Here is a 22456-nt window from a genome sequence, read left to right as displayed (position 1 = left end):
GCGCTTATGGTGCTCAGCACAGGGCAAGCCCGACCGCAGGCGCGTGGCCAGCCTGCTTGTCACAACGCAAGTCTTGAAAATAGCGCTCGAAGCAACGCTCGCCGCACCGAAGCCGCATCAATGCACCCTCAGCCAGCGCCTGCGCGCACGCCGGCTTGGCCTCAACTAACGGACTGATGACTTCGCGAATCCACGCCCTTGCGTGCGAGATGTCCAGCGCTGCGTGCAAATCGAAATAGGCGCGGCTGTGGCCGCTCAATCCGAGACGCCGCATGCCAGCTGCCACCTGCTTCACGCGAGCTGGCGCAGTCAGTTCGATGACCCCGAGCGCGCCGAGCGCGTGGTACGCATAGCGGCGCGTGGTCGCAAGACCGACCATCGTGTTGGCCAGCGCAAGGGATTCCCAAACGGTCGTGGCAACGGCGGGTTGGAGACCGAGTTCGTTCACCATGTTGTCCAGCATTTGGCTGTGCATGGCGCCTTGCTTGCCGTGGCCCATTTCATCCCAAAAGTTGCGGGCGCACTCCAGCTTCGCTCGAGCCGGCAGCTTCACCTGCGCGTAGGCAAGCAGGTCTTCGAATCCCGCCTCGCCAGACGCTTCCTGCGTGAGGAACCATCGCATTTGCGCAAGGTCGGCCTTTTCCGCAAGCCAGGCGAAAAGCGGGTGTCCTTGCCCAGGACCGACGACAGCAAGATTCTCGAACCAACGAACAAAGTGGTCGGTGTCACCTGCGGATTCGAAACCTAGCGGTTCGACTGCAAGACGCAGTGTTTCCAGATCGCGCCCTTCAGCGACGCGATGCGAATGCTCCCGATGGAGATCGTCTTCCCAGTCCGATGACGGCAGGCCTGGCGCCAAACGACTCGCATTGAACGCTGCCAAATGACGATGGAGTCGCTCATTCGACATGCGATCGGGTTTAACAGCCATTCTTTTTTCCTCTAATTGTCAAACCGGAGCGTGCTCCCTAACCTCCCTTGTCGTCGTGGGACAGGATGCTCTGTATCTGTCCGGCTACTAGTTGTGGGAGCAGAGCAGGGATGAGACACGGCGGGCAGATTAAGTGTTCCTTAAGCCGAAGCTTCCGACACTGCCCAGCCCTCATGTCTGTCCCTTTTTACTTTCAATGCGAGTCCTTGCGTTCCTGTGTCGAACTGGCCCCGTTTTAGACCGCAGACCGATGCGACGCTGGCCCGGTGCCATCGTCGCGTGCGCGGTCTGCGCCTTGGCTCTGCCTGTTCGTGCCTCCGATGGGGCGCGTCTTTCGACCTTACTGGGTTTGATGCGGGCCGAATTGGCCGGCTCGTCCTTGAAGCGGCCCATGCTGCTCAAGTCCAGCGAGACATCTGACGGGCTTAAAGGCGACGTCTATGCCATCGTCGATCAGCCCATGGGAGCGCTTGTGACGTTGCTGGGGACGCCTACTCAATGGTGCGAAACCATGCTGTTGCACATCAACAATCGCAAGTGCACTGTGGCGAGTGGTCCCTCGGGCGCGGAGATCACTCTGAGCGTTGTCCGCAAGTACGACCAGCCTGTCGATAAGGCATTTCAGCTCCCGTTCGTATTCAACCTCATCGACAAAACGGCGCAGCATCTGGAGGTGCGGCTCGCGGCAAACTCCGGGCCTTTGGGGACGAGCAACTATCGCATCGTGGTGGAGGCCGTGCCCGCCGATGCATCACACAGCTTTCTGCATTTCTCGTATTCGTATGAGGAGAACTTCTTGGCACACACCGCCATGCAGGCATACCTCGCGACGTTCGGGAGATCGAAGGTCGGCTTCACCGTCATCGGACAGACCCCCGAAGGAACGCCCGAGTACGTCGGCGGAACCCACGGGCTCGTCGAGCGCAATGCAATGCGCTACTTTCTGGCGTTGGACGCCCATGTCAATGCGACCAAGGACCCCGAAAGCGCGCGCAATGCATGGTTCTCAGGCACTGAGAAGTATCCGCGGCAGCTGCACGAGATCGATCGAGCGACCTACCTCGAACTCAAGGCGAACGACGCGCAACATTGAGGGCACGACAAGCGGCTAACCGAACGTGACCCGGACCTCGAGGCCCGGCGACACCTCCGGGCTGGAGTGCAGACTCACGATGGCGCCATGGCGTAGCGCGATGGCATGCACGATGGCCAGGCCCAGGCCGCTGCCAGCGGGATCGCCTTTGCGCACATGCGATGCACTGCCGCGACGAAAGCGCTCGAAGACGTGGTCTCGGTCAGTCGCCGAAATACCAGGACCGTTGTCGATCACCCGCAGCACCGGTCTCCCCTCTTCGATGGCGGCGACGACATCGACACGGCTGCCGTCGGGTGAGTACCGCAAGGCGTTTCGCACCAGATTGTTGAGCAACACTCTCAGCTGCATGGCGTCGCCATCCACTGAGATGCCTTCGGTCGTCGACGCGCCGAGGTCGATGCCGCGTGCCACGGCCTCACGATGGAATTCTGCGACGACGGAGCGCACCAGATCGCCGAGACTCAGACGCTCGACATGGTGCAGGTCCACATCGGGTTGTGCGCGTGAAAGCTGCAGCAGTTGCTCGACCAGACGCTCGGAGCGTTCGATGCCCAGCCGGAGATCAGCGGACGCGGCGACGCGCCCCGCAGCATCGGCCGCGCGGTCCAGCAAGGTGAGCTGCAGCCGCAGCGCCGTGACGGGCGAGCGAAGTTCGTGCGCAGCATCCGCCACGAAGCGCCGCTGCATTGAAAAGGCATCGGACAGCCGCTGCATCAGTTCGTTGAACGCGGCGACCAACGGCTGCATCTCGCGCGGCATGTTTTCGCTGGCGATCGGCTCCAGACTGAGCGCGCTGCGCCGCGCGATCTGGCCGGTGGCTTCGTCCAATGGACGCATGCCACGCCGCAGCGCTACAACGATGAGTCCGGCGAGCAAGATGATCAGCGCAACCAACGGAATGAAAAGTTTCGACGCCGATTCAACGGCCATCTGGTGACGCGCGGTCGTACGCTGCGCAGCTTGCACCACGGTGTCGGTCAGCACGACGGTGTAGGTCCGCCATTCCTGGCCAGCGACCTCGAAACGGCCCGGCCCCGGCACATCCGTGAAACGCAAAGCGAAGCGCGGATTGGAAGAAAAAACGGGTGTGCCGTCACGTTGCCAGACCAGGCTCACCAGGTCGCCGTCATCGTCGCTTTGGCCGCCTGGCATCGCGGGCAGCGGCTTGGCTGTCACCTGCGCGCTCGCGTGGTATTGCGCCACCGCCTCGGCGACCTCTCTCAGGTTTTCGTCCAGCACCTCGTTCATTTCGCCGAGCGTCACGACGTACGCGACCATCACGAGCACGAGAGAGCCGAAGCCCAATGCCCCGAGCAGCCACTTCATCAGGTCGCCACGCAGTGATCTCACCGGGCTACTCCGCCAACCTGTAGCCAACGCCACGCACGTTCACGATGGCTTGTGCTCCCAGCTTCTTCCGAAGGTTGTGCAGGTGAACCTCGATCGCGTTGCTGCCGATATCGTCGTCCCATCCGTAGATGGATTCCTCGAGTTTCTCGCGTGAGAGCACCGCTCCGGGCTGCTGCATCAGGACCTCGAGCAAAGCGAACTCCCGCACCGACAACGACACTGGAGCGCCCTCCTTCGTGACGGACTTGCGCACGGTGTCCAGACTCAAGGCGCCTGCCGTCAAAAGCGATGAACCGACGCCGGCGCGTCGTCGCAACAGGGCGCGCACACGGGCGACCAGTTCATCCAGATCGAAAGGCTTCAACAGGTAATCGTCGGCACCCGCATTGAGTCCGGCAATGCGCTGATCCACGGCGTCCCTGGCCGTCACGATGATGACCGGAACATGGTTGCCCGAGCGACGGAGTTCTTCGAGCACCGTCATGCCATCGCGTGCGGGGAGACCCAGATCGAGTACCACCAGGTCGTAGACACCGTTGGCCAGCGCGAGCTCCGCGATCCGCCCGTCCTCCGCCCAGTCGACTGCATAGCCGGCCGCGACGAGTCCCTGACGTATCGCTCGTCCAATCATCGGGTCGTCTTCAACAACGAGCAGTCGCATGGTCGCAGTATCGGGGATCGACCTTCAGGCGTGGCGCCAGGCAGTCAATGCAAGGGAGCGACGGACCAGACGATGACAGGCCGGCCTGACCAGAGCGCGCAGAGCCCACGTGACGAGCGCTCCGGCCGCGGCAGCCGGAAACGCGCTCAGCACGTCGAGCGGGAAGACCTGCCCTAGGTACACCAGGCTCCAGCCCGCGCCGAGCCCGACCGTCAACAGCGGGAAACTCAGCCAGGCGAGCCGGCCGAACGGCACCAAGGCCAGCGCGACGCTCCACCAGAGCACGACCTGTGCGTTGGGAGATCCCGGGCCCATCCAGCATCCTGAGAAGGCGGTCCAGCTGGCGCTCGCCAACCCGGGCACACAAACGCTCGTGCGGATGACGAGAACCACTGCGTAGGCTATTGCTGCTGAAAGCAGCACACACAGCAAGTCAACGCGCAACCGTCTGTCCCCTCGCCTCCACGCAATCACTCCGGCGAGAGGCAAGCTCCAGTCCGCAAGACGCGCGAGCACAGAAGCCAAGGCGAGCGTGACCGCCGAGGCGTGCGAGCCCGCGGACATCAACTCGAAGACAGCCAGGTTGTCCAGCGTCATTCCGATCTTTGAAGAAGCATGGCGACGATGGTCCCGCAAGAATCATTAAGGACGCCTTAAGCCGGAATGGGTTGCCTTAAGCATTCCATAAGCACAGGTCGACGAAGCTGGATGCTCCGCCCAGCCTTGGGCCGACCGCTCGCAAAGAACCATCCATGAACCAGCCTCCCCACATCGAACTCGGAAAAGTTGCCGAGGTCACCTTCTGGTTCTGGGTGGTGAAGATCGCCGCGACGACCCTCGGGGAAACGGCTGGCGACGCCGTGACGATGTCGATGCACCTCGGCTACCTCGTCGGGACGGCCATCTTCGCGACCATCTTCGTTGTCGCGGTGGCCGCCCAGATCAGGACAACGCGGTTTCATCCGTTCCTGTTCTGGGGCGTGATCGTGGCCACCACGACCGCAGGAACCACCCTCGCCGACCTGCTCGATCGATCGCTGGGAATCGGATACCTCGGTGGGTCCACGATTCTCTTGTTGCTGGTGATCGGCACCTTGGCGCTGTGGCATCGGGCGCTCGGATCGGTTTCCGTCTCAGCCATCACGACACGCAAAGCCGAGGTGTTCTACTGGGCAACCATCATGTTTTCACAGACGCTGGGCACCGCGCTCGGTGACTGGGCGGCCGATCCGAATGCCGGACTGGGCCTCGGCTACGAAGGCGGCGCCATCGTGTTCGCGGTGGGGCTGGCGCTCGTCGGAGCGGCCTACTTCTGGACGCGTATTTCGCGCACGGCCTTGTTTTGGGTGGCGTTCATCCTGACGCGGCCACTGGGCGCCACCGTGGGCGACCTGCTGGACAAGCCCCATGCGGCCGGTGGCCTCGAAATGAGCCGCTACACCGCGACCGCCGCACTGGCTGCCTTCATCCTTGTTTGCGTTGTCCTGCTGCCGCAACGTGCGGAGCGCATCACGCGGTGAGCAAGAAGCTCATGCAAAGTCCGGCGAACTTACCGTCAGTCGGTCATTTGGATTTTGTCGCAGGCTCTGGTCGTGCGGCCACCAACCCGTCGATCACTTCGCACAAACGCTGCAACGTGATGCCCGCCTCACGTGGATCGAGGCGATCCTCTGGAATGCGAAGTTCGAACTCGTCTTCCACCGCGAAGACAAATTCCATCAGTGCCAGCGAATCCAGGCCGAGTTCAGCAAGCGCAGTCGACGGCAGTACAAGCAGCGGGTCGGCATGGAAATCTTTTTCGAGAATGGATGCGATACGGACGAGGGTTGTCGAAGTCAAATCGGTTTCCTATGGCAAGCCAGCGCAGCTTTTGGGCAACTGCGATCTCGGCGAATCGGAATGTTCGCTCTGCTTTGCTTAAGGTTTACTGAAGTTGAAACGGAATGACCGACTTGCCTTTACCGCAGCTGAGCGTGCGCGGCTTGCGCTCGGCCCATGGCGGCCCTTTCGATCTGCACATCGACCGCGGCGAATGTGTGTCGCTCATGGGCCCTTCAGGCGCGGGCAAAACTCTCTTCTTGCGCCTGGTTGCCGATCTGGACCCGGGCGTCGGCGAGGTTCGGTTGAACGGCCGTGAACGCGACACGTGGACTGCGCCGCAGTGGCGCAGCAAGGTGGTGTACCAAACCGCCGAGCCGGTCTGGTGGGCACCGAAGGTGGCTGCGCATTTTCCGCGGCCCATGCTCGACGCGATGCGTTTGCTGCAGCCCCTGCTTGGGCTTCCGAACGCAACGCTCGATGCCGATGTCGACCGGCTGTCAACCGGCGAACGTCAGCGCATTGCGCTGCTCAGGTCGCTCGCGCGCGAGCCCAAAGTGCTGTTGCTCGATGAACCCACAGCGTCACTGGATGCGACTTCGACGATGGCAATGGAATCGTTACTGCAGAAGTATGTGAACCAGGGCTTGTCGGTGCTGTGGGTCACGCACTCACGGGACCAGGCCCATCGCGTGGCGCAACGCCACTATGCGGTCGTCGAACGGCAGCTGCGCACGTCATGACCACGGTCCACCTTGAGTTGACCGACGTGGCGCTCGCAGCCGTGTTGGTGTTGGCGAATGCAGTTGCTTCGATGGTTCTGCGGCTGCGCCTGCATCGACAGGTGCTGTGGGCGGCCGCGCGAATGGTCGTCCAGCTGCTTTTGGTAGGGCTGCTCTTGCGAGTCGTCTTTCGCCTGCAGTCGCCGACCGTCACTGTCGTCGTGGTGCTCCTGATGATCGGTGCCGCAGCGCGTGAAGTGGCGGTACGGCCAGAGCGCCGTCTGCAGCAACATGGCAACTACCGCATCGGCCTTGCTGTCGTCGGCATCTCCAGCGTGGCAACAGTTGTGATGGCGTTGATGACCGCCATCCGGCCGGAGCCTTGGTACGACCCGCGCTATGCCATTCCGTTGATGGGCATTGTGCTGGGCAGCGTTCTGAATTCGGCAACGCTCGGGCTCGACAGCTTTTTCGACGGCGTCGTGAATCGCCGGCAAGCCATCGAAGCGCAGCTGGCGTTAGGGACCACCATGCGCGAGGCGCTGGGCGAACTGACGCGATCGTCCATCCGGCGCGGCATGATTCCGATCATCAACCAGATGTCGGCCGCTGGCATCATCACGCTGCCCGGAATCATGACCGGCCAACTGCTCGCCGGCATGGACCCGATCGAGGCTGTGAAGTACCAGATATTGCTGCTCTTTCTTCTAACCGGCGCGGGGGGACTGGCATCGGCCGGCGCCGTGTACCTGGCGGCGCGCGCAGTCACCGACAGTCGACAGCGGCTTCGCACCGATCGTCTGGAAATGAAGCGGTGACGTCGATTGGATCAACAGGCATCACGCTCGCGCGGTACCACCCCGCTTCTAGAATCCGCCGGTGATCACCGCCCGACTTCGTCGACTCGTCGCAACCCACTTCTTCTGGTGGTGCTTTGCCGGCGTGCTTCTGTCGGCGCTGCAGCCCTTCCTCTTCACGCACTTTTGTCAGGACGGATGGGAAGACGAGCCAGGCGTTCGCGTTCGCAACGTGAGCGCCATGGCGCAGTTCGTCCCCGACGATCGCGAAGATCACCGCCTGGAGCTCGAAACCACGCTCTATGTTCCGGCAAGCGCGCACCTCGACACGCCTCATGCATTCGAGCATGGGCTGGGCTTCTTCATGGCGCTGGTGTCGCTGCTGCTGCACCTCGCCATCGCGTTACTGCGGTGGCTGTTTCCGCCGGACGCATCTCTTGCGAGCGCGTTCCGCATACCAGCGGCGCGCCCCCGCGCGCGCCTTTCCACACCTCTTTTCAGGCTTCGAATTTCATGATCCTCAGAAACACCACCCGACGCTATGGCTCGCTATCGATCGCTTTGCACTGGCTGATCGTGCTCCAGTTGATCGCGGTCTACGCCTGCATCAATCTCACCGACTTCTTCCCCGAAAACAGCGACCCGCGCCAAGCGCTGCTGATGTGGCACTACATGCTTGGGCTCTCGGTACTCGCCGTCGCCGTGCTGCGAGTCGCAAACCGTTTGTCTGGCCCTGTGCCCCAAGCGTTGCCGGGAATTCCTCGCTGGCAGAACGCCGTGGCGACCGTGACGCATCTCGCGCTGTATGCATTGCTGCTCGCCATGCCCGTGCTCGGCTGGCTCACGCTCAGCGCATCGGGCCAGACGATCCCGTTCTTCGGCGCGACCCTTCCTCCGCTCATCGGACCCGACAAGACGCTGGCGCACCAGATCGAAAAAATCCACGAGACGCTGGGCGTCATCGGCTACTACTTGATCGGTCTGCACGTCGCCGCGGCACTGTTTCATCACTACCTGCGACGCGACGGCACGTTGCGGCGGATGCTTCCGTTTCTGCGCTCCGAAGACAAGGTGGGCGCATGAAGGCATTCACTCGACACCACGAACGGCATCGGAGCGAGAGCATAGGCTGGCTGCGTGCCGCCGTGCTCGGCGCCAATGACGGCATCGTGTCTACATCGAGCCTGATCCTCGGCGTTGCCGCAGCGCACGGAACGCCTCACAGCGTGTTGGTAGCCGGGCTCGCCGGCCTGGTCGCGGGCGCCATGTCGATGGCCGCCGGCGAATACGTTTCAGTGCACTCGCAGGCCGACACCGAAGCCGCCGACCTGCAAAAGGAAATGGCCGAGATCGATGCAGATTCGAGCGCCGAACACCGCGAACTCGCTGCAATCTATGTCGGGCGCGGACTCGACAGGCCACTCGCTGCAGAAGTCGCGCGCCAGCTGATGGCACACGATGCGCTCGGCGCTCACGCGCGCGACGAGTTGGGCATCTCGACCACTCTGAGCGCCCGGCCGGTCCAGGCTGCTCTCGCGTCGGCGGCGAGCTTTTCGATCGGTGCGGCGCTGCCGCTGCTGGTCGCCTGGCTCGCGTCGCCTGCGCTATTGATCGCGCTGGTGGTCCTGGCGTCGCTGGCGTTCTCTGCGCTGCTGGGCGTAGTGTCGGCGCGGGCCGGCGGGGCGCCGGTGCTGACTGCGGCATGGCGCGTGACCTTCTGGGCGGGTTTGGCGATGGCCATTACCTTCGGTATCGGCTCACTCTTCGGGGTCGCGGCATAACCGGCTCATCTAGCGCAACTGCCGCAGCTGAAGGCGCGCAGACGGCCTAAGCCGGCACCAGCAATCTCTGCAAATTTATTTCCCAAGCTGACTAGCACGTTCAGGTACTAATTGGAAGTGCCTCATAGAATCTCTGCGTGCCCACCGTTCTTCTTCGTCGCCTTGTCGCAACACACTTCGTGTGGTGGTGCCTGGCGGGTGTCGTACTGACCGTTCTGCAGCCCTTTCTCTTCACTCATTTCCGGCAAGACGGCTGGGAAGACGAGCCGGGCTTTCGCGTGCGCAACGTCGAAGCGATGGCGCTGTTTTCGCCGGACGATCGGGACGATCACAGCAAGGAGCTGGAGACCACGCTGTATGTCCCGGCCGCCGCGCACATCGATGTGCCCAATGCCTTTGCGCATGGACTCGATGTGTTGATGGCTCTGGTGCTCTTGCTGCTGCCGCTTGCAGTCGCGCTGGTCCGGTTGCTCGTCCCCATCGAGCGCACGATTGTCGAGCGCGTGCCCTACACCAGCGGCGCGCCGCCGCCCACTGTGCTCTGGCGGACCCAGCCGCCGCACACCGCCCCACCTGTGACGACCTGACAAGCGACGTCGCCTGACGTCGACTCCTGTCCGCGCGCGCGTGCAGACAGATTCCTTGTTTTCGGTCGAAAGGTTTCGAGATGATGAATGCCACCAACACGGCGTTGTTGCAATGGATCGCCGCAGGTGACGATCCCAATTCATGGGCACTCCTTGCGGGAAGTGTCTTCGCGTTGTGGGGCAGTGCGCTGTGCGCCGCGGCCCTGCTGTGGGCCGGCTGGCATGCGCGCGCCGAGCGGCCTTACCTTGCAGCAGTGGTCGTCGGTGCGGCACTGGCATCCCTGCTCTCGCATCTGATCGCGGCCTGGCTCGACATGCCTCGCCCGTTCGTGGCCGGACTCGTGCCCGCCTACATCGTGCATGGCCCGAGCGCCGCGCTGCCGAGCACGCACGCGACCGTGATGTTCTTCATCGGCTTCGCTTTCATGTTGCGCGCCGCGTTGCGTCCTGTCGGTGCGGTGGTGCTGGTTCTGGCAGCACTGACCGGATGGGCGCGCATCTATGTCGGGGTTCACTCGCCGATCGACATCGCTGCAGGCATGGCACTGGCGGCTTCGCTCACCGGCGTGCTCGCGTTGCTGGAGGTGCGCCTGGCGGCGTTGATGGCGGCCCGTCTTGTTGCACGACGATCGCGTCCCGGCGAGCTCGCCAACGATGCCGAGTGGAGGGCTTCATGAGGCCGCCGATTCACGTCGGGCCAAGACTGGTCCGCGACGTCACCATCGACGCCATCGACGCGGCCGCGTCGAAGACCGACGTAACGCCGGCTCCCCAACACATCGACGCATCCGAAGCACGCAGCGTGTCATGCGTTATCCCTTGCTTCAACGAGGCGGCCAATCTGCGCGTGCTGTTGCCCCGCCTCGAAGAAATCCTGTGGGCCACGCGTCTGCGCTGGGAGATCATCGTTGTCGACGATGGCAGCACCGACAACACCGCTTCGGTGGTTGCCGCATGGTGCGAGCTCGAAGGCTTTTGCTGTGTCTCGCTGTCACGCAACTTCGGCAAGGAGGCAGCGTTGACCGCAGGCCTCCAAGCAGCGCGGGGCGACGCCGTCATCCTGCTCGATGGTGATCTGCAGCATTCGCCATCGCTCATCGGCTCGATGATCGAGAAGTGGTCGGCCGGCGCCGATGTCGTCTACGCCGTGCGAGAAGCACGCACCGACGAGGCGGCTCTGAAGCGCTGGGGCAGCCAGCTCTTCTACAAGCTGGTCAACTCGTCTGGTCGCTTCGAACTGCCGGAGGATGCCGGCGATTTCCGGTTGATGGATCGCAAGGTGGTGGATGCGCTGCTGAGCCTGCCCGAGCGCAGCCGGTTCATGAAGGGCTTGTATGCATGGGTCGGCTTCAAGGCGGTGCCGTTGCCTTACACGCCGGCGCCTCGGGCGCAAGGCGTCAGCACCTTCAACATGCTGCGCTTGGTACATCTGGCAGTCGATGGACTGACGTCTTTCACCACCTGGCCACTGCGGCTGGTCAGCATTTTCGGGCTGTTGATGGCTGTGCCTGCATTCGCTTACGGCGTGTTCCTCATCATCGATCACTTCGTGGTCGGGGACGCCGTCTCGGGCTGGTCAACCATCGTGGTGAGCCTGATGTTCTTCATCGGCGTGCAAATGATTTCGACCGGTATCGTCGGCGAATACGTGGCCCGGGTTTTCGAAGAAGTGAAAGGGCGGCCGCTCTACATCGTCAGGAGCGTCACAGGCACCGGGCTGGAAGGCGACAAGAAGTGATGCGGTCGATCCAGAACTCACTCCGACAGTCCTCCTGGCACCGCACCCTCCTCTCCATCGCGATCATCTTCCTATGGCTTGCGGCCACCGCGGGCTTGCGGCGCTTCACCGCACCGGACGAAGGCCGCTACGCCGGCGTCGCGCTCGAGATGCTGAGAACGGGCCACTGGCTGGTGCCACGGCTCGACGGCCTTCCGTTCTTCCATAAACCGCCGTTGTTCTACTGGATCAGCGCGGCGTCGATGTCGGTCTTCGGCGTGTCGGAGTGGCCGGCGCGCTTGCCATCGGTACTGGGCGCCACGCTGGCCGCCAGCGCGCTGCTCATTTTCGCGCGGCGCTGGGCCGACGGCGTGAGCGCATCGGTCGCCACGGTCGTGCTGTTGACGATGCCGTTCTTCTACGTCGGTGCGCAGTTTGCCAACCTCGACATGCTGGTGGCAGGCTGCATCGCCGCGACGGTGCTCGCAGCGGCGCACGCTGCACTCGCAAAAGAGCGCGGTGGCGCCTGGCGCGGCGCACTCGCCCTGGCCTTTGCGATGGCAGCGCTGGGCGTGCTGGCGAAAGGGCTGATCGGGTTCGTGCTTCCCGGCGCTATCTTCGTGACCTGGTGCATCGTGACCCGCCGGTTTCGCGCCGCAGGAATGCTCGCGTGGTGGCCTGGCTGGTGCATTTTTCTGTTGATCGCAGCGCCGTGGTTTGTTGCCATGCAGGTGCGCTACCCAGGCTTCTACGACTACTTCGTCGTGACGCAACACTTCAGGCGCTTCGCGGCAGCGGGGTTCAACAACGCGCATCCGTTCTGGTTCTATGGGCCGGTGATCGTCGGGCTGACCTTGCCGTGGTTCGCATGGATCGGCTGGAGGGGATGGCAAGCTCTTGCCCAACGGCGAGGCGTCCAGGGGGCATCGTCTTCCGGAGCATCAGCAGGGTCCTCCGCTTTCTCCGACATCGACTGGCTCATGCTCGTCTGGTTCGTCGTTATCGTGGTGTTCTTCTCGCTGCCGAAGTCCAAGCTCATCGGCTATGTGCTGCCTGCCCTGCCGCCACTCGCTTGGTTCATCGCAAAGGCATTGCGCGCCACAACGCTCACGCGATGGACGTCGAGCCCGAGGCTGCGCTGGACGACCGGCGTAGCCGCTCTTCTCTGCGTCGCTTCGGTGATCGCCGCCGACCGGCTGGGCACGCCGCCCGGTGCGCGCCTGTACCTGCCCGCCCACGAGCAGATCGGTGCGGACGATCAGGTGGTGATGCTCGACGCCTACTACTACGAGATCCCTTTCTACTGGAGGCTGAGGCAAACAGTCGCAGTGGTGAGCGACTGGCAAGACCCTTCCTTGCCGCTGCACGACAACTGGCGCAATGAGCTGAGCGACGCGGGCAGCTTCGAGCCCGCGAAGGCGGCCGCCACGCTGGTCAATCGAGTGGACCTGCCGCGCCTGCTTTGCATGCCTGGGCGCACCTGGCTGGTCGGCTCGTCGGCCTCCGTGCTGACCTCGCCCTGGTTGGTCGACCCACGCTTCGTTCTGGTGACGCACAACCAGGAGGCGGCTGTCTGGCGCTTCGAGGGGTCGCCGCGCGGGGATGCAGGCTGCTTCGCCGTAGGCGCGCCAGCGCGATCTTCGACGCGGGACGTGTCATGAGCGACGATCGATTCCTGTGCATCTGCGCCGACGATTTCGGCCTGAGCGACGGCATCGATGCAGCAGCGCTCGAGCTCGCCGAGCAGCGAAAGATCTCCGCCATCGGCTGCATGGTTCGGCGCAATTTCTGGCACACCGGATCTCGCAATTTGCGGCGTCTGGACGCCGACCATGTCGACATCGGACTGCACCTCGACCTGGACTTTCCATCGGCGCCGGGCGGCCGCGATGGCAGCCTGGTGTCGCTCATCGCCATGGCCTATCTGGGTCTGCTGCGCGGCAACCGGTTGCGCGACGAAATCCGTTTTCAGCTGAACAGCTTCGAAGATCGCATGGGTCGGGCGCCCGCCTTCGTTGACGGCCATCGTCACGTGCACCAGTTGCCCGGCGTGCGCGATCTGCTCATTGCAGAACTGATGGGCCGGTACCGGGCGGCACCCCCGTGGTTGCGCAACACGGCGCCTGCCGAGCCAAGCTGGCTGCCGCGGGGCAAGACCGACGCCAAGGCGAGAGTGATCCATGCGCTGGGCGGGGGCGCGCTGCAGCGTCTCGCGGAACAGCACGGCGTTCCGATGAGTCGGTGCTTGCTCGGCGTGTACCCCTTTCCCGCCACAGAGGGCGACTACCAGCACGCCTTTGCGGAATGGCTGCGGCAATGCCGCAGCGGCGACGTGCTGATGTGCCACCCTTCGCTCGGCGACGCACCGCATGGGCTGCAAGGCCAGTCCACGCCCCACGATGAATCGCGCCGGCGCGAGTACACGACACTCCGGGCGCTCGACCTCGATGCGCTGCACGCAACGACCGGCATCGTCGTAGCACCCCTGTCGCGCGCATTCGGCCGCCACGCGGCGAGCTCGGAAATGCCAGTCGACTTGACAGACTCCCTGCGCGGCGCGCCAGAAGAACTTCGATGGTGACTCAGCCGACCGTGCGGCCGACCATGGCCTGAGCCTTGCATCCGCTACGTTGAAGTTCACTCTGTCATGGGCCTGCATGATCGAGCTTCCCGCGCCAACCGCTGTCGGCATCACCCGCGAGCGGCTCGCCGGAACAGTCAGGACTCAGGCTCAACGATGTGTACGACGCACGCTGGGCCGCGGCGACGATGCATGCACCGGCTGCAGCTCGCACTGGCAGCACGCGAGCCGACTCCGCCAAGGCAATGATGGGCGAATGATCGATACTGAGATTGAACTTCAAGGAGACGCATGCTGAAGACGAAGGCCGCAACGGCGTTGTCGACCATCTTGCTGACGGCGATGCTCGCCGTGTGTGCCAACAGCGCGCAAGCCCAGCAAATGAACGTGCAGGGCTTTGCCGTCAAAGGCTGCAACGAGTACCTGCAAGCGCGAGCTGCGCGCAAGGAAGATCCGTGGATCTATTGGGTGCAAGGCTACCTGTCGGGCGCCAACATGGCGCGACTCGACTTCATCATGACGAGTGCCGCGCTGCCGCCGCCGGAGTCGATGGCGCAGTCGATCGAAAAATACTGCCGTGCCCAACCGCTCGGCACGATGCTCAACGCTACCGAAGCGCTCTACAAAGATCTGCTCGCGACCAGTCCGATGCAATTGCCTGCACCGAGCACCAGTCAGCGTCGCAGGCCCTGACCTAACGACTGCTGGCGCGCGGCCCGACGTCGTCGTCGCTGCGGCAAAACCGCAGGCGGTATCGAGCAATGCGCCGATGAGGCCTGCATGCAGAAAACCGGCGTACTGAAAGACGCTCGCGGTTCAAAGCGCAACGGCAATGCCATCGAAACCCGCATCGATTGTTGCCCGCACAGAAACACCGTGTCTCTGATCGGTCGAGTTCAATTCGCATGAACGCCCGGACACTTCATCGCACAGACCTGCAGTCAGCAAGGGCTGTCGAAGCGAACCCAGTCAAACAACATCTTCCGAGGACCGTATGAACAAGCTCCAGATCATCACCGCCGCAGCCGCACTCTCCCTGCTTGCCATCACCGGCGCACAGGCTGAAAATTACACCGGGGTGCACACCCATGTTTCGTCGAAGAACCGTGCCGACGTCGATGCAGAAGCTGTCAGCACCGCGGCTGCGCCCAACCAGAACGTGGCGCGTGGCTCACGCGGTGCGGAAGCCTTCAGGCCGGTCGCCAACCCCGACGCGGTGTACGAAAGCGCGGTCGCAACCGCCCATGCACCCGATCAAAACGTGAGCGGTGGATCCAAGTACAACAGCCGCTTGCTCTCGACGATGGCGCGCCCTGCACCGGCGGTGCAAGCGCAGCAAAGCACGCCTGCTATTGCCAAGTAAGCCCGTCGAGCAGCCGCGCCACAGGTTCAGGGGAACCCGTAGCGCGGTGTTGCTGCCGCACCGCTGCCGTACAGCGCGAGCTTGCGGCAGCCGGCAAAAATCGACTTGGGCGTGAGCCCGTAGACCTGCCGGATCGAGTGACTGAAATGCGTCGAGTCCGGGTAGCCGACATCGAGTGCGATGTTGGCCAGGTTCGCGCTTTGCGTCACGTAGTAAAGAACACTGCGCGCACGCTGCCAGGTTCTGAAACTCCGAAACGGCGACCCCACTTCTGACTTGAACAGATGCAGAAAGCGCGACACCGATAAGTGCGACGCCACCGCGCAATCTTCAGCCGAGGTGTGACTGTTCGGGTCTTGCTTGATGCGCTCCAGCACCGCACGAATGCGGCGATCGATCGGGCGCGTCGGCAAGGCACATCCAAAGAAGTTGCGATCGAAATCTTCAGTTCGCCCGTACTGCCGAAGCGCGCAGCGCTTGAAGCGATCCAGCGCGTCGCGCATGGCTCGAAGGGCCGCTGGCGCATCGACCGCACCGCGACCGTTGCGAATGTAGTCAGGCAAGCTTTGGAGATCCACTGTCTCCGATTCGATCAGCACATTGCAGATCATGCGTTCACCCGATGCGATGCGATGCGGCATACCGGCCGGCACCACAGAAAACTCAGTCTCTCGCCACGTCTCACCATCGATGCAGATCTTGTGCGGACATTTGAGCGATACATAGATGGAGATCGCACCGAGTGTGCGCAACGACGGTTCGCCATGCAGCCCCACGTAAAGAACGCGATCGGCGTTGAGCCACATCACGCGCTCCGACGCAGACGATGAAGAAGCCGAAGTCCGCAGGGACGTCGGGGCGTCGATTCGAATCTGTTGCATGTTTGTCTCCTTCGTTTTGATCTGATCGATATCCGCGTTTCCGCGCGGTCGAAGATTAACGGTACTTCGCCAATTCGAGTTTGCAGATCTGGTTGCGGTGCACTTCATCGGGGCCGTCGGCGAGCCGTAGCAGCCGCGCCGTGGCATAGGCCGACGCGATGCCTTCGTCGTTGTTGGTGCCGCCCCCGCCAAAGGCCTGAATGGTCCAGTCGATGACCTGGCACGCCATCTGCGGCGCCGCCACCTTGATCATCGCGATGTCGGCCTTGGCGACCTTGTTGCCCACGGTGTCCATGCGGTGCGCCGCGTTGAGCGTGAGCAGTCGCGCCTGCTCGATGAGGATGCGCGACTGCGCGATGCGCTCGATGGTCACGCCCTGCTGCGCGATCGGCTTGCCAAACGCCACGCGCGACAGGCTGCGCTTGCACATCTTCTCGAGCATGCGCTCGGCCAGGCCGACGAGGCGCATGCAGTGGTGAATGCGGCCGGGCCCGAGGCGGCCCTGAGCGATCTCGAAACCGCGACCTTCGCCCAGCAACATGTTGGACGCCGGCACCCGCACATTGTCGAAAGTGACCTCGGAAGCACGGTCGGGCACGCCGTAGAAACCGAAGACGGCAATGGCACGTACCACCGTCACGCCGGGGGTGTCGAGCGGCACGAGGATCATCGATTGCTGCTTATGGCGATCGGCATTGTCCGGGTCGGACTTGCCCATGAAGATGGCGATCTTGCAACGCGGGTCGGTCGCGTTGGTCGTGTACCACTTGTGGCCGTTGATGACGTAGTCGTCACCGTCGCGCACGATGCTCGACTCGATGTTGGTCGCATCGCTCGATGCAACGTCGGGTTCGGTCATTGCAAAGCACGAGCGGATCTCGCCAGCGAGCAAGGGCTTGAGCCAGCGCTCCTGATGCTCGGGCGTTCCGTAGCGCGCCAGCACTTCCATGTTGCCGGTGTCGGGCGCCGAACAGTTGAAGACTTCGGGCGCCAGATGCGAGCGGCCCATGATCTCGCAGAGCGGCGCGTATTCGAAGTTGGTCAGGCCCGCGCCATGCGAGGACTCGGGCAGAAAAAGGTTCCAGAGCCCGGCATCGCGCGCCTTGGGTTTCAGCTCCTCGAGCACCGGCGCGACTTTCCACGGGCCCAACTCTTCAGCCTCTTTGTAATAGCGCTTCTCGTTGGGATAGATGTGCTCTTCCATGAAGGCCGAAAGGCGCTTCTGGAGATCCTGGACCTTGGGGGAAAACTCGAACACTAGAACCTTTCGGAGGGTGTTGCAAACAACAACGTTGACTGAAGAACCTGATGCGTTTTCTATGGCGTGCCGCTAGCGCTCGCCGCGCGAAAAGTGCGCTTCGACCTGTCGCCAGGCCGCCTCCGCTATCGGCCGTGCCCGCGCTCCCGTTTCAATGGCTTCGGCGCTGGAGGCCGTGCCATCGCGCGCACGCTTCGAGATGCCATGAAGAATGGCGGCGAGCCGGAACATGCTGTACGTCAGGTAGAACTCCCAATGCGCCGGGTCGATCGGCTCGCGTCCGACACGCTTGCAGTACGTCATCAGGTAGGTGGCTTCATCAGGGATGCCAAGCGCTGCATAGTCGGTTCCGGCCATGCCACGAAACTCAGCTGCCGTGAGGCGCCACGGCAGTGCGTGGTACGCGAAGTCCGCAAGCGGATGGCCGAGCGTCGACAGCTCCCAGTCGAGCACCGCCAGCACACGCGGCTCGGTCGGGTGAAAGATCATGTTGTCGATGCGCAGGTCGCCATGAAAGATGCACGTCTCGTCTTGCGCACCGGGTGGAACATGTGACGGCAACCACTCGATGAGCCGCTCCATCGCGGGGATCGGATCGTCGGCCGCGGCGGCCTGGTATTGCCTTGTCCAGCGGCCGATCTGGCGATCGAAAAAGTTGCCGGCGCGACCATAGTCCGCGAGGCCGACTGCCTTGTAGTCGACGCGGTGCAAGGCGGCGACCACGCGGTTCATGTCGTCGTAGATCGCGGTGCGCTCGACATTGGCCAGGCCCGGCAGCGCTGGGTCCCAAAGGATGCGGCCATCGACGAAGTCCATGACATAGAACGGCGTGCCGATGACATTGGCATCGTCGCAATACCCGCGTGCGCCGGCGACCGGCACATCGCTGCCGCGCAGCGCATCGATCACACGGAATTCGCGGTCGACCGCGTGGGCCGAGGGCAACAACGCGCCCTCGGGCTTCTTACGCAGAACATACCGGTTGCCCGTCGCGTCGAGCACCAGATAGGTGGGATTGGACTGCCCGCCTTTGAATCGACTGAGCGTCAGCGGCGGGCGAAAGCCGTCGATGCGCTCGCGCATCCAGACCTCGAGCCGTGCGACATCGAAGTCACCAAAACCATTCATTACGCACGACCTTGCATGCCAAAATGGTACGAAGAGATTGTCCGACAATCAACTAGGGTTTGTCCGACACCTGACAGATATGCGTGGCATCTACCGAACGGGCTGACCGGCGCAAAACGCGGGCCTCAGCGCATCAATTGCCACCCCATGCCGAGCAGCCCGGCGGCCGCGATGACCTTGATGACGCCAACCTTGAAACGGAACAGCGCGATCGCCGCCAGCACGCCGATCACTGCCGCCGCCCATTCGAAGCGCCCCGCCACTCCCAGCGGCCACAGCACATGGACCGCGAAGAACACCGCCAGGTTCACGATGACGCCCACCACGGCAGCGGTGATCGCCACGAGCGGCGCGGTGAACTTGATCTTTCCGTGCGTCGATTCGATGAAGGGCGCGCCGACGAAGATGAAAAAGAACGACGGCAAAAAAGTAAAGAACGTGACCAGCGTCGCGGCGGCTGCACCGGCCAGAAACGGCGAGCCCGCACCAAAGATCTCCTTGCTCCAGCCACCGACGAATCCGACGAATGCCACGACCATGATCAGTGGACCCGGCGTGGTTTCGCCCAGCGCCAGCCCGTCGATCATTTGCGACGCCGTCAACCAGTGCTGCGTCTCGACCGCGCCCTGGAAAACATAGGGAAGAACGGCGTACGCACCGCCGAAGGTGAGCAGCGCGGCCTTGGTGAAGAACCACGCCATCTGCGTCAGCACCGCATGCCATCCGTAGGCCACGGTCAGCGCGCCGATGGTGGCAACCCACAGGCCGATCGATACCGCAGTGACCCGTCGAATGCGCGACCAGCTGAAGATGGCGTGCGACGGCACCGGCGTGTCGTCGTCGATCCATGCCGGCGCCGATGAAACCGCGCCTTGCCCGTGGCCACCGCCGCTCGAAAACTTGCCCGGCGCCCTCCGTCCACCGACATAGCCAATCACGGCAGCCGCCAGCACGATCAGCGGGAACGGCATGTTGAACGCGAAGATGGCGACGAACGCTGCGAGCGCGATGCCGTACAGCCACGCGTTCTTCAGCGTACGCGAGCCGATGCGGTACGCCGCGAAGACGACGATGGCAGTCACCGCGGGCTTGATGCCATAGAGCACCCCGGCGATGGCCGGCACATGACCAAAGGCCATGTAGACCCACGACAGCCCGATCAGCACGAACAACGAAGGCAGCACGAAAAGTCCGCCTGCGATGACGCCCCCCCACGTGCGATGCATCAGCCAGCCGATGTAGGTGGCCAGTTGCTGCGCTTCCGGCCCGGGCAGCAGCATGCAGTAGTTGAGCGCATGCAAAAAGCGCCCCTCCGAGATCCAGCGGCGCCGCTCGACCAGTTCCTGGTGCATGAGTGCGATCTGCCCCGCCGGTCCGCCAAAACTGATGAAGCCGAGCTTCAGCCAGTAAGCGAAGGCCTCGCGGAAAGTCAGCGGAGGCCGGGCTGGCGATGGGGCTGAGGTTTCATCGGTCATATGGACCGCATTTTGGAGGGCGGCGTGTTGCAACGTCCCTAGAGCCTAGGCAGCACCCGATGCTCAGTCTTGTGTCGACACGCTGCGACCCTGCCTTGATGCCCTCAGGGAAACACGGAGGACCGACCCGAGACGGCCGGGCTGAGCCGTACACCCGGCAGGGTTGAACCTGATTCCGCCTGGCACAAGTGTCTGCAAATATTGCCAGACAATTAATTCGCTAGTCGCTGTGGTTTCCCTAGCAGAGCCGACGCGACAGACGCACTCTTCTAGAGTCTGTCGCTGCCGACCCGACCCCCATTTTTTGTACTGCCCGAGCCCGAATGAAAGACACCCCAACAGCCCGCGCGACCCGTGCTGGCGCAGCAAAGGCCGTCAAAGCGCCAGCGCCGGTCGCTGCGCAGCATCCGCGCAGCACGCCCGACCGCGTGGCCGACGCAATCAGCAAAGGCATCCTGATGCGCCGCTTTACCGTCGGGCAGCGACTGGTCGAGGCTGACCTCACGCGCGATCTCGGCGTAAGCCGCAGCACAGTGCGCGAGGCCTTGCGCATCCTGGCGTCGAGCGGCGTGGTCGACCTCACGCCGCACCGCGGGGCCGTGATCCGCTCGCTAGACCACGAAGATGCAGCCAGCCTGCTGGGTGTGCTCGAAGTGCTCACCGGCCTGGCAGCGCGCCTGGCTGCCGCCAATATCCAGATCGGCAACAACGCCAAGCGCTTCGAGGCGGCGGCGCAAAAGCTCATCAAGGCCAACACGCCCGAGGCGCTCGACCGCGTGCTCGACGAGCGCGCCAACTACTACAAGGTCATGTTCGACATCGCCAACAGCAGCGAGCTGAATCGCGTGCTGCCGCAAGCACGCGCCCATCTTTTTCGGGCGCAGTTCTATCAGTCCCTCACCACCGCCGACCTGCGTTCGATGGTGGCCGAGTACCGCGCCATCACCGAGGCGATTCTCGAAGGCGACCAGGCCAAGGCGGAGGCGCGCACCCGCAAGCACCTGCAGAAAACCGGCGAGCGCACCCTGCCGCGCATGACCGCATTCTCGTTGGCGTAAGTCGTCTTCGTCTCAAGCCCTGGAGTCGATGACGGCGGCATTGATCATGGTGCGCAATTCGCGCCGGATCGGATACAGGCTGGACGGAATCAGTTGCGTGAGGAACACGACGCAGAGGTCCTCCACCGGATCGATCCAGAAAGCCGTCGAAGCCAATCCACCCCACCAGTACTCACCGACCGAGCCGGCCAGCCCGGTCTTTGCCACGTCAGTGGTCATCGCAAAGCCCAGTCCGAATCCCACGCCGGCATAAGTCGCTTCGGAGAACATCGAGACCGCCATATCGGCCAGTTCGCGGCCACCGGGCAGATGGTTGGAGCGCATCAGTTGCAGCGTCTTCGGACCCAGCAGGCGCACATCGCCCAAGGCACCGCCCTGGCGCAGCATCTCGCAGAAGCGCATGTAGTCGCTGGCCGTCGAGACCAGTCCACCGCCGCCCGACGGCGCTGCGGGAGGCTCGCGAAATGTGCGGCCGGGTGCTGGCGCCAGCGCACCCGCAGCGGACTTCACATAGCACTGGGCGAGACGCGCGGCCTTGTCTTCGCCGACATAAAAAGCCGTGTCCACCATCCCGAGTGGTTCGAAGATGCGCCGACGCAAAAACTCGTCGAACGGGACGCCGGAAATCTTCCCGATCAGGTAGCCCAGCACATCGGTGGCGACTGAATAGTTCCACGCCGAGCCCGGAGAAAATTCCAGCGGCAGCTGAGACAACTGGTCGATGAATCCATCCAGTCCTTCAGCCTGTTCGAAGGGCTCGACCCTGCCTCGGCGGTAGGCAGCGTCGACGCTGGTGCGCATCTGAAAGCCGTAAGTCAGCCCGGACGTGTGCCGCAGCAGATCGACCATCCGCATCGGCGCAGCAGTCGGTTTCGTCTGGAAATTGCCCGGCAGTCCCGACTGGTAAACGCCCAACTCACGCCACGCCGGAATGAAACGATGCACCGGATCGTCGAGCGCCACCAAGCCCGCCTCGACCAACATCATGAAGGCGACGCTGGTGACCGGTTTGGTCATCGAATAGATGCGCACGATGCTGTCTTCACGCAGCGGCGTGCCGCTTTCGAGCGAGGCATGCCCCAGCACCGACTGGTGCACCAGTTGTCCCCCGCGTGCGATCTGCAGCAAGGCACACGGCATCTTGCCGGGCGTCACATACTGGTCGGCCAGGAACTTGTCGATGCGGGCCAGGCGTTTCGAGCACATGCCCAGCGATTCAGGCGATGCGGTGTTTGTCATGTCAGCGGCTTTC

At 63.3% G+C, this 22456-nt stretch carries 25 protein-coding genes; 15 read left to right on the top strand and 10 right to left on the bottom strand.

From position 1 onward, the window contains the following. Positions 1–13: 13 nt before the first annotated feature. Complete coding sequence (locus tag RCH10_RS17435) at positions 14–622, bottom strand: iron-containing redox enzyme family protein (RefSeq protein ID WP_409053363.1); 609 nt, start codon at positions 620–622, stop codon at positions 14–16. A 700-nt stretch (positions 623–1322) separates the two neighbouring features. On the opposite strand from RCH10_RS17435, the gene RCH10_RS17430 reads away from it, so the two are divergent. Continuing rightward, the gene (locus RCH10_RS17430; RefSeq protein ID WP_409053362.1) at positions 1323–2024 is read left to right on the top strand and encodes a hypothetical protein; all 702 of its coding nucleotides are present in this window, start codon (positions 1323–1325) and stop codon (positions 2022–2024) included. Between the two features lie 15 nt (positions 2025–2039). On the opposite strand, the gene RCH10_RS17425 is transcribed toward RCH10_RS17430, so the two are convergent. Genes RCH10_RS17425 through RCH10_RS17415 form a run of 3 tightly spaced genes read right to left on the bottom strand, consistent with a single transcriptional unit; the run spans position 2040 to position 4353 of the window. Continuing rightward, positions 2040–3377, bottom strand: coding sequence for an ATP-binding protein (locus RCH10_RS17425; RefSeq protein WP_409053361.1), 1338 nt, complete (start codon positions 3375–3377; stop codon positions 2040–2042). Between the two features lie 4 nt (positions 3378–3381). Continuing rightward, positions 3382–4038, bottom strand: coding sequence for a response regulator (locus tag RCH10_RS17420; RefSeq protein ID WP_409053360.1), 657 nt, complete (start codon positions 4036–4038; stop codon positions 3382–3384). A 24-nt stretch (positions 4039–4062) separates the two neighbouring features. Continuing rightward, positions 4063–4353, bottom strand: coding sequence for a hypothetical protein (locus RCH10_RS17415; protein ID WP_323495306.1), 291 nt, complete (start codon positions 4351–4353; stop codon positions 4063–4065). A gap of 437 nt (positions 4354–4790) precedes the next feature. Between RCH10_RS17415 and RCH10_RS17410 the strand changes: the two genes are divergently transcribed. Further along, positions 4791–5558: a hypothetical protein gene (locus RCH10_RS17410; protein WP_409053359.1), complete on the top strand. Its 768-nt coding sequence runs from the start codon at positions 4791–4793 to the stop codon at positions 5556–5558. A 43-nt stretch (positions 5559–5601) separates the two neighbouring features. On the opposite strand, the gene RCH10_RS17405 is transcribed toward RCH10_RS17410, so the two are convergent. Beyond that, positions 5602–5877, bottom strand: coding sequence for a phosphopantetheine-binding protein (locus RCH10_RS17405; protein WP_409053358.1), 276 nt, complete (start codon positions 5875–5877; stop codon positions 5602–5604). 104 nt (positions 5878–5981) lie between these two features. Between RCH10_RS17405 and RCH10_RS17400 the strand changes: the two genes are divergently transcribed. The 12 genes from RCH10_RS17400 (at position 5982) to RCH10_RS17345 (ending at position 15404) form a co-directional block, all read left to right on the top strand. Next, a complete protein-coding gene (locus tag RCH10_RS17400; protein ID WP_409053357.1) occupies positions 5982–6599 on the top strand; it encodes an ATP-binding cassette domain-containing protein in 618 nt (205 codons plus the stop codon). Further along, entirely contained in the window at positions 6596–7396 is an 801-nt protein-coding gene (locus RCH10_RS17395; protein WP_409053356.1) for an ABC transporter permease, read from the top strand. The genes RCH10_RS17400 and RCH10_RS17395 overlap by 4 nt, the downstream gene beginning before the upstream one ends. A gap of 61 nt (positions 7397–7457) precedes the next feature. Further along, positions 7458–7892, top strand: coding sequence for a hypothetical protein (locus tag RCH10_RS17390; RefSeq protein WP_409053355.1), 435 nt, complete (start codon positions 7458–7460; stop codon positions 7890–7892). Further along, positions 7889–8458, top strand: a complete 570-nt coding sequence (locus RCH10_RS17385) for a cytochrome b (protein WP_409053354.1) — start codon at positions 7889–7891, stop codon at positions 8456–8458. The genes RCH10_RS17390 and RCH10_RS17385 overlap by 4 nt, the downstream gene beginning before the upstream one ends. Continuing rightward, the gene (locus tag RCH10_RS17380; protein ID WP_409053353.1) at positions 8455–9156 is read left to right on the top strand and encodes a VIT family protein; all 702 of its coding nucleotides are present in this window, start codon (positions 8455–8457) and stop codon (positions 9154–9156) included. Before RCH10_RS17385 ends, RCH10_RS17380 begins: the two co-directional genes overlap by 4 nt. Before the next feature lie 137 nt (positions 9157–9293). After that, positions 9294–9743 carry a hypothetical protein gene (locus RCH10_RS17375; RefSeq protein WP_409053352.1) on the top strand — a complete coding sequence of 150 codons (450 nt, stop codon included), beginning with the start codon at positions 9294–9296 and terminating at the stop codon, positions 9741–9743. A gap of 83 nt (positions 9744–9826) precedes the next feature. Next, a complete protein-coding gene (locus RCH10_RS17370; protein WP_409053351.1) occupies positions 9827–10420 on the top strand; it encodes a phosphatase PAP2 family protein in 594 nt (197 codons plus the stop codon). Beyond that, entirely contained in the window at positions 10417–11481 is a 1065-nt protein-coding gene (locus RCH10_RS17365) for a glycosyltransferase family 2 protein (RefSeq protein ID WP_409053350.1), read from the top strand. Before RCH10_RS17370 ends, RCH10_RS17365 begins: the two co-directional genes overlap by 4 nt. Then, complete coding sequence (locus RCH10_RS17360) at positions 11481–13121, top strand: ArnT family glycosyltransferase (RefSeq protein WP_409053377.1); 1641 nt, start codon at positions 11481–11483, stop codon at positions 13119–13121. The genes RCH10_RS17365 and RCH10_RS17360 overlap by 1 nt, the downstream gene beginning before the upstream one ends. Next, a complete protein-coding gene (locus tag RCH10_RS17355) occupies positions 13118–14041 on the top strand; it encodes a ChbG/HpnK family deacetylase (RefSeq protein WP_409053349.1) in 924 nt (307 codons plus the stop codon). Before RCH10_RS17360 ends, RCH10_RS17355 begins: the two co-directional genes overlap by 4 nt. A gap of 291 nt (positions 14042–14332) precedes the next feature. Next, a complete protein-coding gene (locus RCH10_RS17350) occupies positions 14333–14734 on the top strand; it encodes an HdeA/HdeB family chaperone (protein WP_409053348.1) in 402 nt (133 codons plus the stop codon). A gap of 301 nt (positions 14735–15035) precedes the next feature. After that, the gene (locus RCH10_RS17345; RefSeq protein ID WP_323501392.1) at positions 15036–15404 is read left to right on the top strand and encodes a DUF4148 domain-containing protein; all 369 of its coding nucleotides are present in this window, start codon (positions 15036–15038) and stop codon (positions 15402–15404) included. Positions 15405–15430: 26 nt separating this feature from the next. Here the strand turns inward: RCH10_RS17345 and RCH10_RS17340 are convergent, their stop codons facing one another. The 4 genes from RCH10_RS17340 to chrA all read right to left on the bottom strand — a co-directional run bounded on the left by RCH10_RS17340 (position 15431) and on the right by chrA (position 20146). After that, a complete protein-coding gene (locus RCH10_RS17340) occupies positions 15431–16285 on the bottom strand; it encodes a helix-turn-helix domain-containing protein (protein WP_409053347.1) in 855 nt (284 codons plus the stop codon). A gap of 55 nt (positions 16286–16340) precedes the next feature. Beyond that, the gene (locus tag RCH10_RS17335) at positions 16341–17543 is read right to left on the bottom strand and encodes an acyl-CoA dehydrogenase family protein (RefSeq protein ID WP_409053346.1); all 1203 of its coding nucleotides are present in this window, start codon (positions 17541–17543) and stop codon (positions 16341–16343) included. A gap of 72 nt (positions 17544–17615) precedes the next feature. Further along, entirely contained in the window at positions 17616–18671 is a 1056-nt protein-coding gene (locus RCH10_RS17330; protein WP_409053345.1) for a phosphotransferase, read from the bottom strand. 125 nt (positions 18672–18796) lie between these two features. Continuing rightward, on the bottom strand, positions 18797–20146 hold the full coding sequence (gene chrA / locus RCH10_RS17325) for a chromate efflux transporter (protein ID WP_409053344.1): 1350 nt from the start codon (positions 20144–20146) through the stop codon (positions 18797–18799). 323 nt (positions 20147–20469) lie between these two features. Between chrA and RCH10_RS17320 the strand changes: the two genes are divergently transcribed. Beyond that, complete coding sequence (locus tag RCH10_RS17320; RefSeq protein WP_409053343.1) at positions 20470–21204, top strand: GntR family transcriptional regulator; 735 nt, start codon at positions 20470–20472, stop codon at positions 21202–21204. Between the two features lie 12 nt (positions 21205–21216). Here the strand turns inward: RCH10_RS17320 and RCH10_RS17315 are convergent, their stop codons facing one another. Then, positions 21217–22443, bottom strand: a complete 1227-nt coding sequence (locus tag RCH10_RS17315; RefSeq protein ID WP_409053342.1) for a serine hydrolase domain-containing protein — start codon at positions 22441–22443, stop codon at positions 21217–21219. Positions 22444–22456 lie beyond the last annotated feature (13 nt).

Source organism: Variovorax sp. GrIS 2.14 (genome assembly GCF_046115955.1).
GTDB lineage: Bacteria > Pseudomonadota > Gammaproteobacteria > Burkholderiales > Burkholderiaceae_C > Variovorax.
This window is presented reverse-complemented; position numbering and strand designations above follow the sequence as displayed.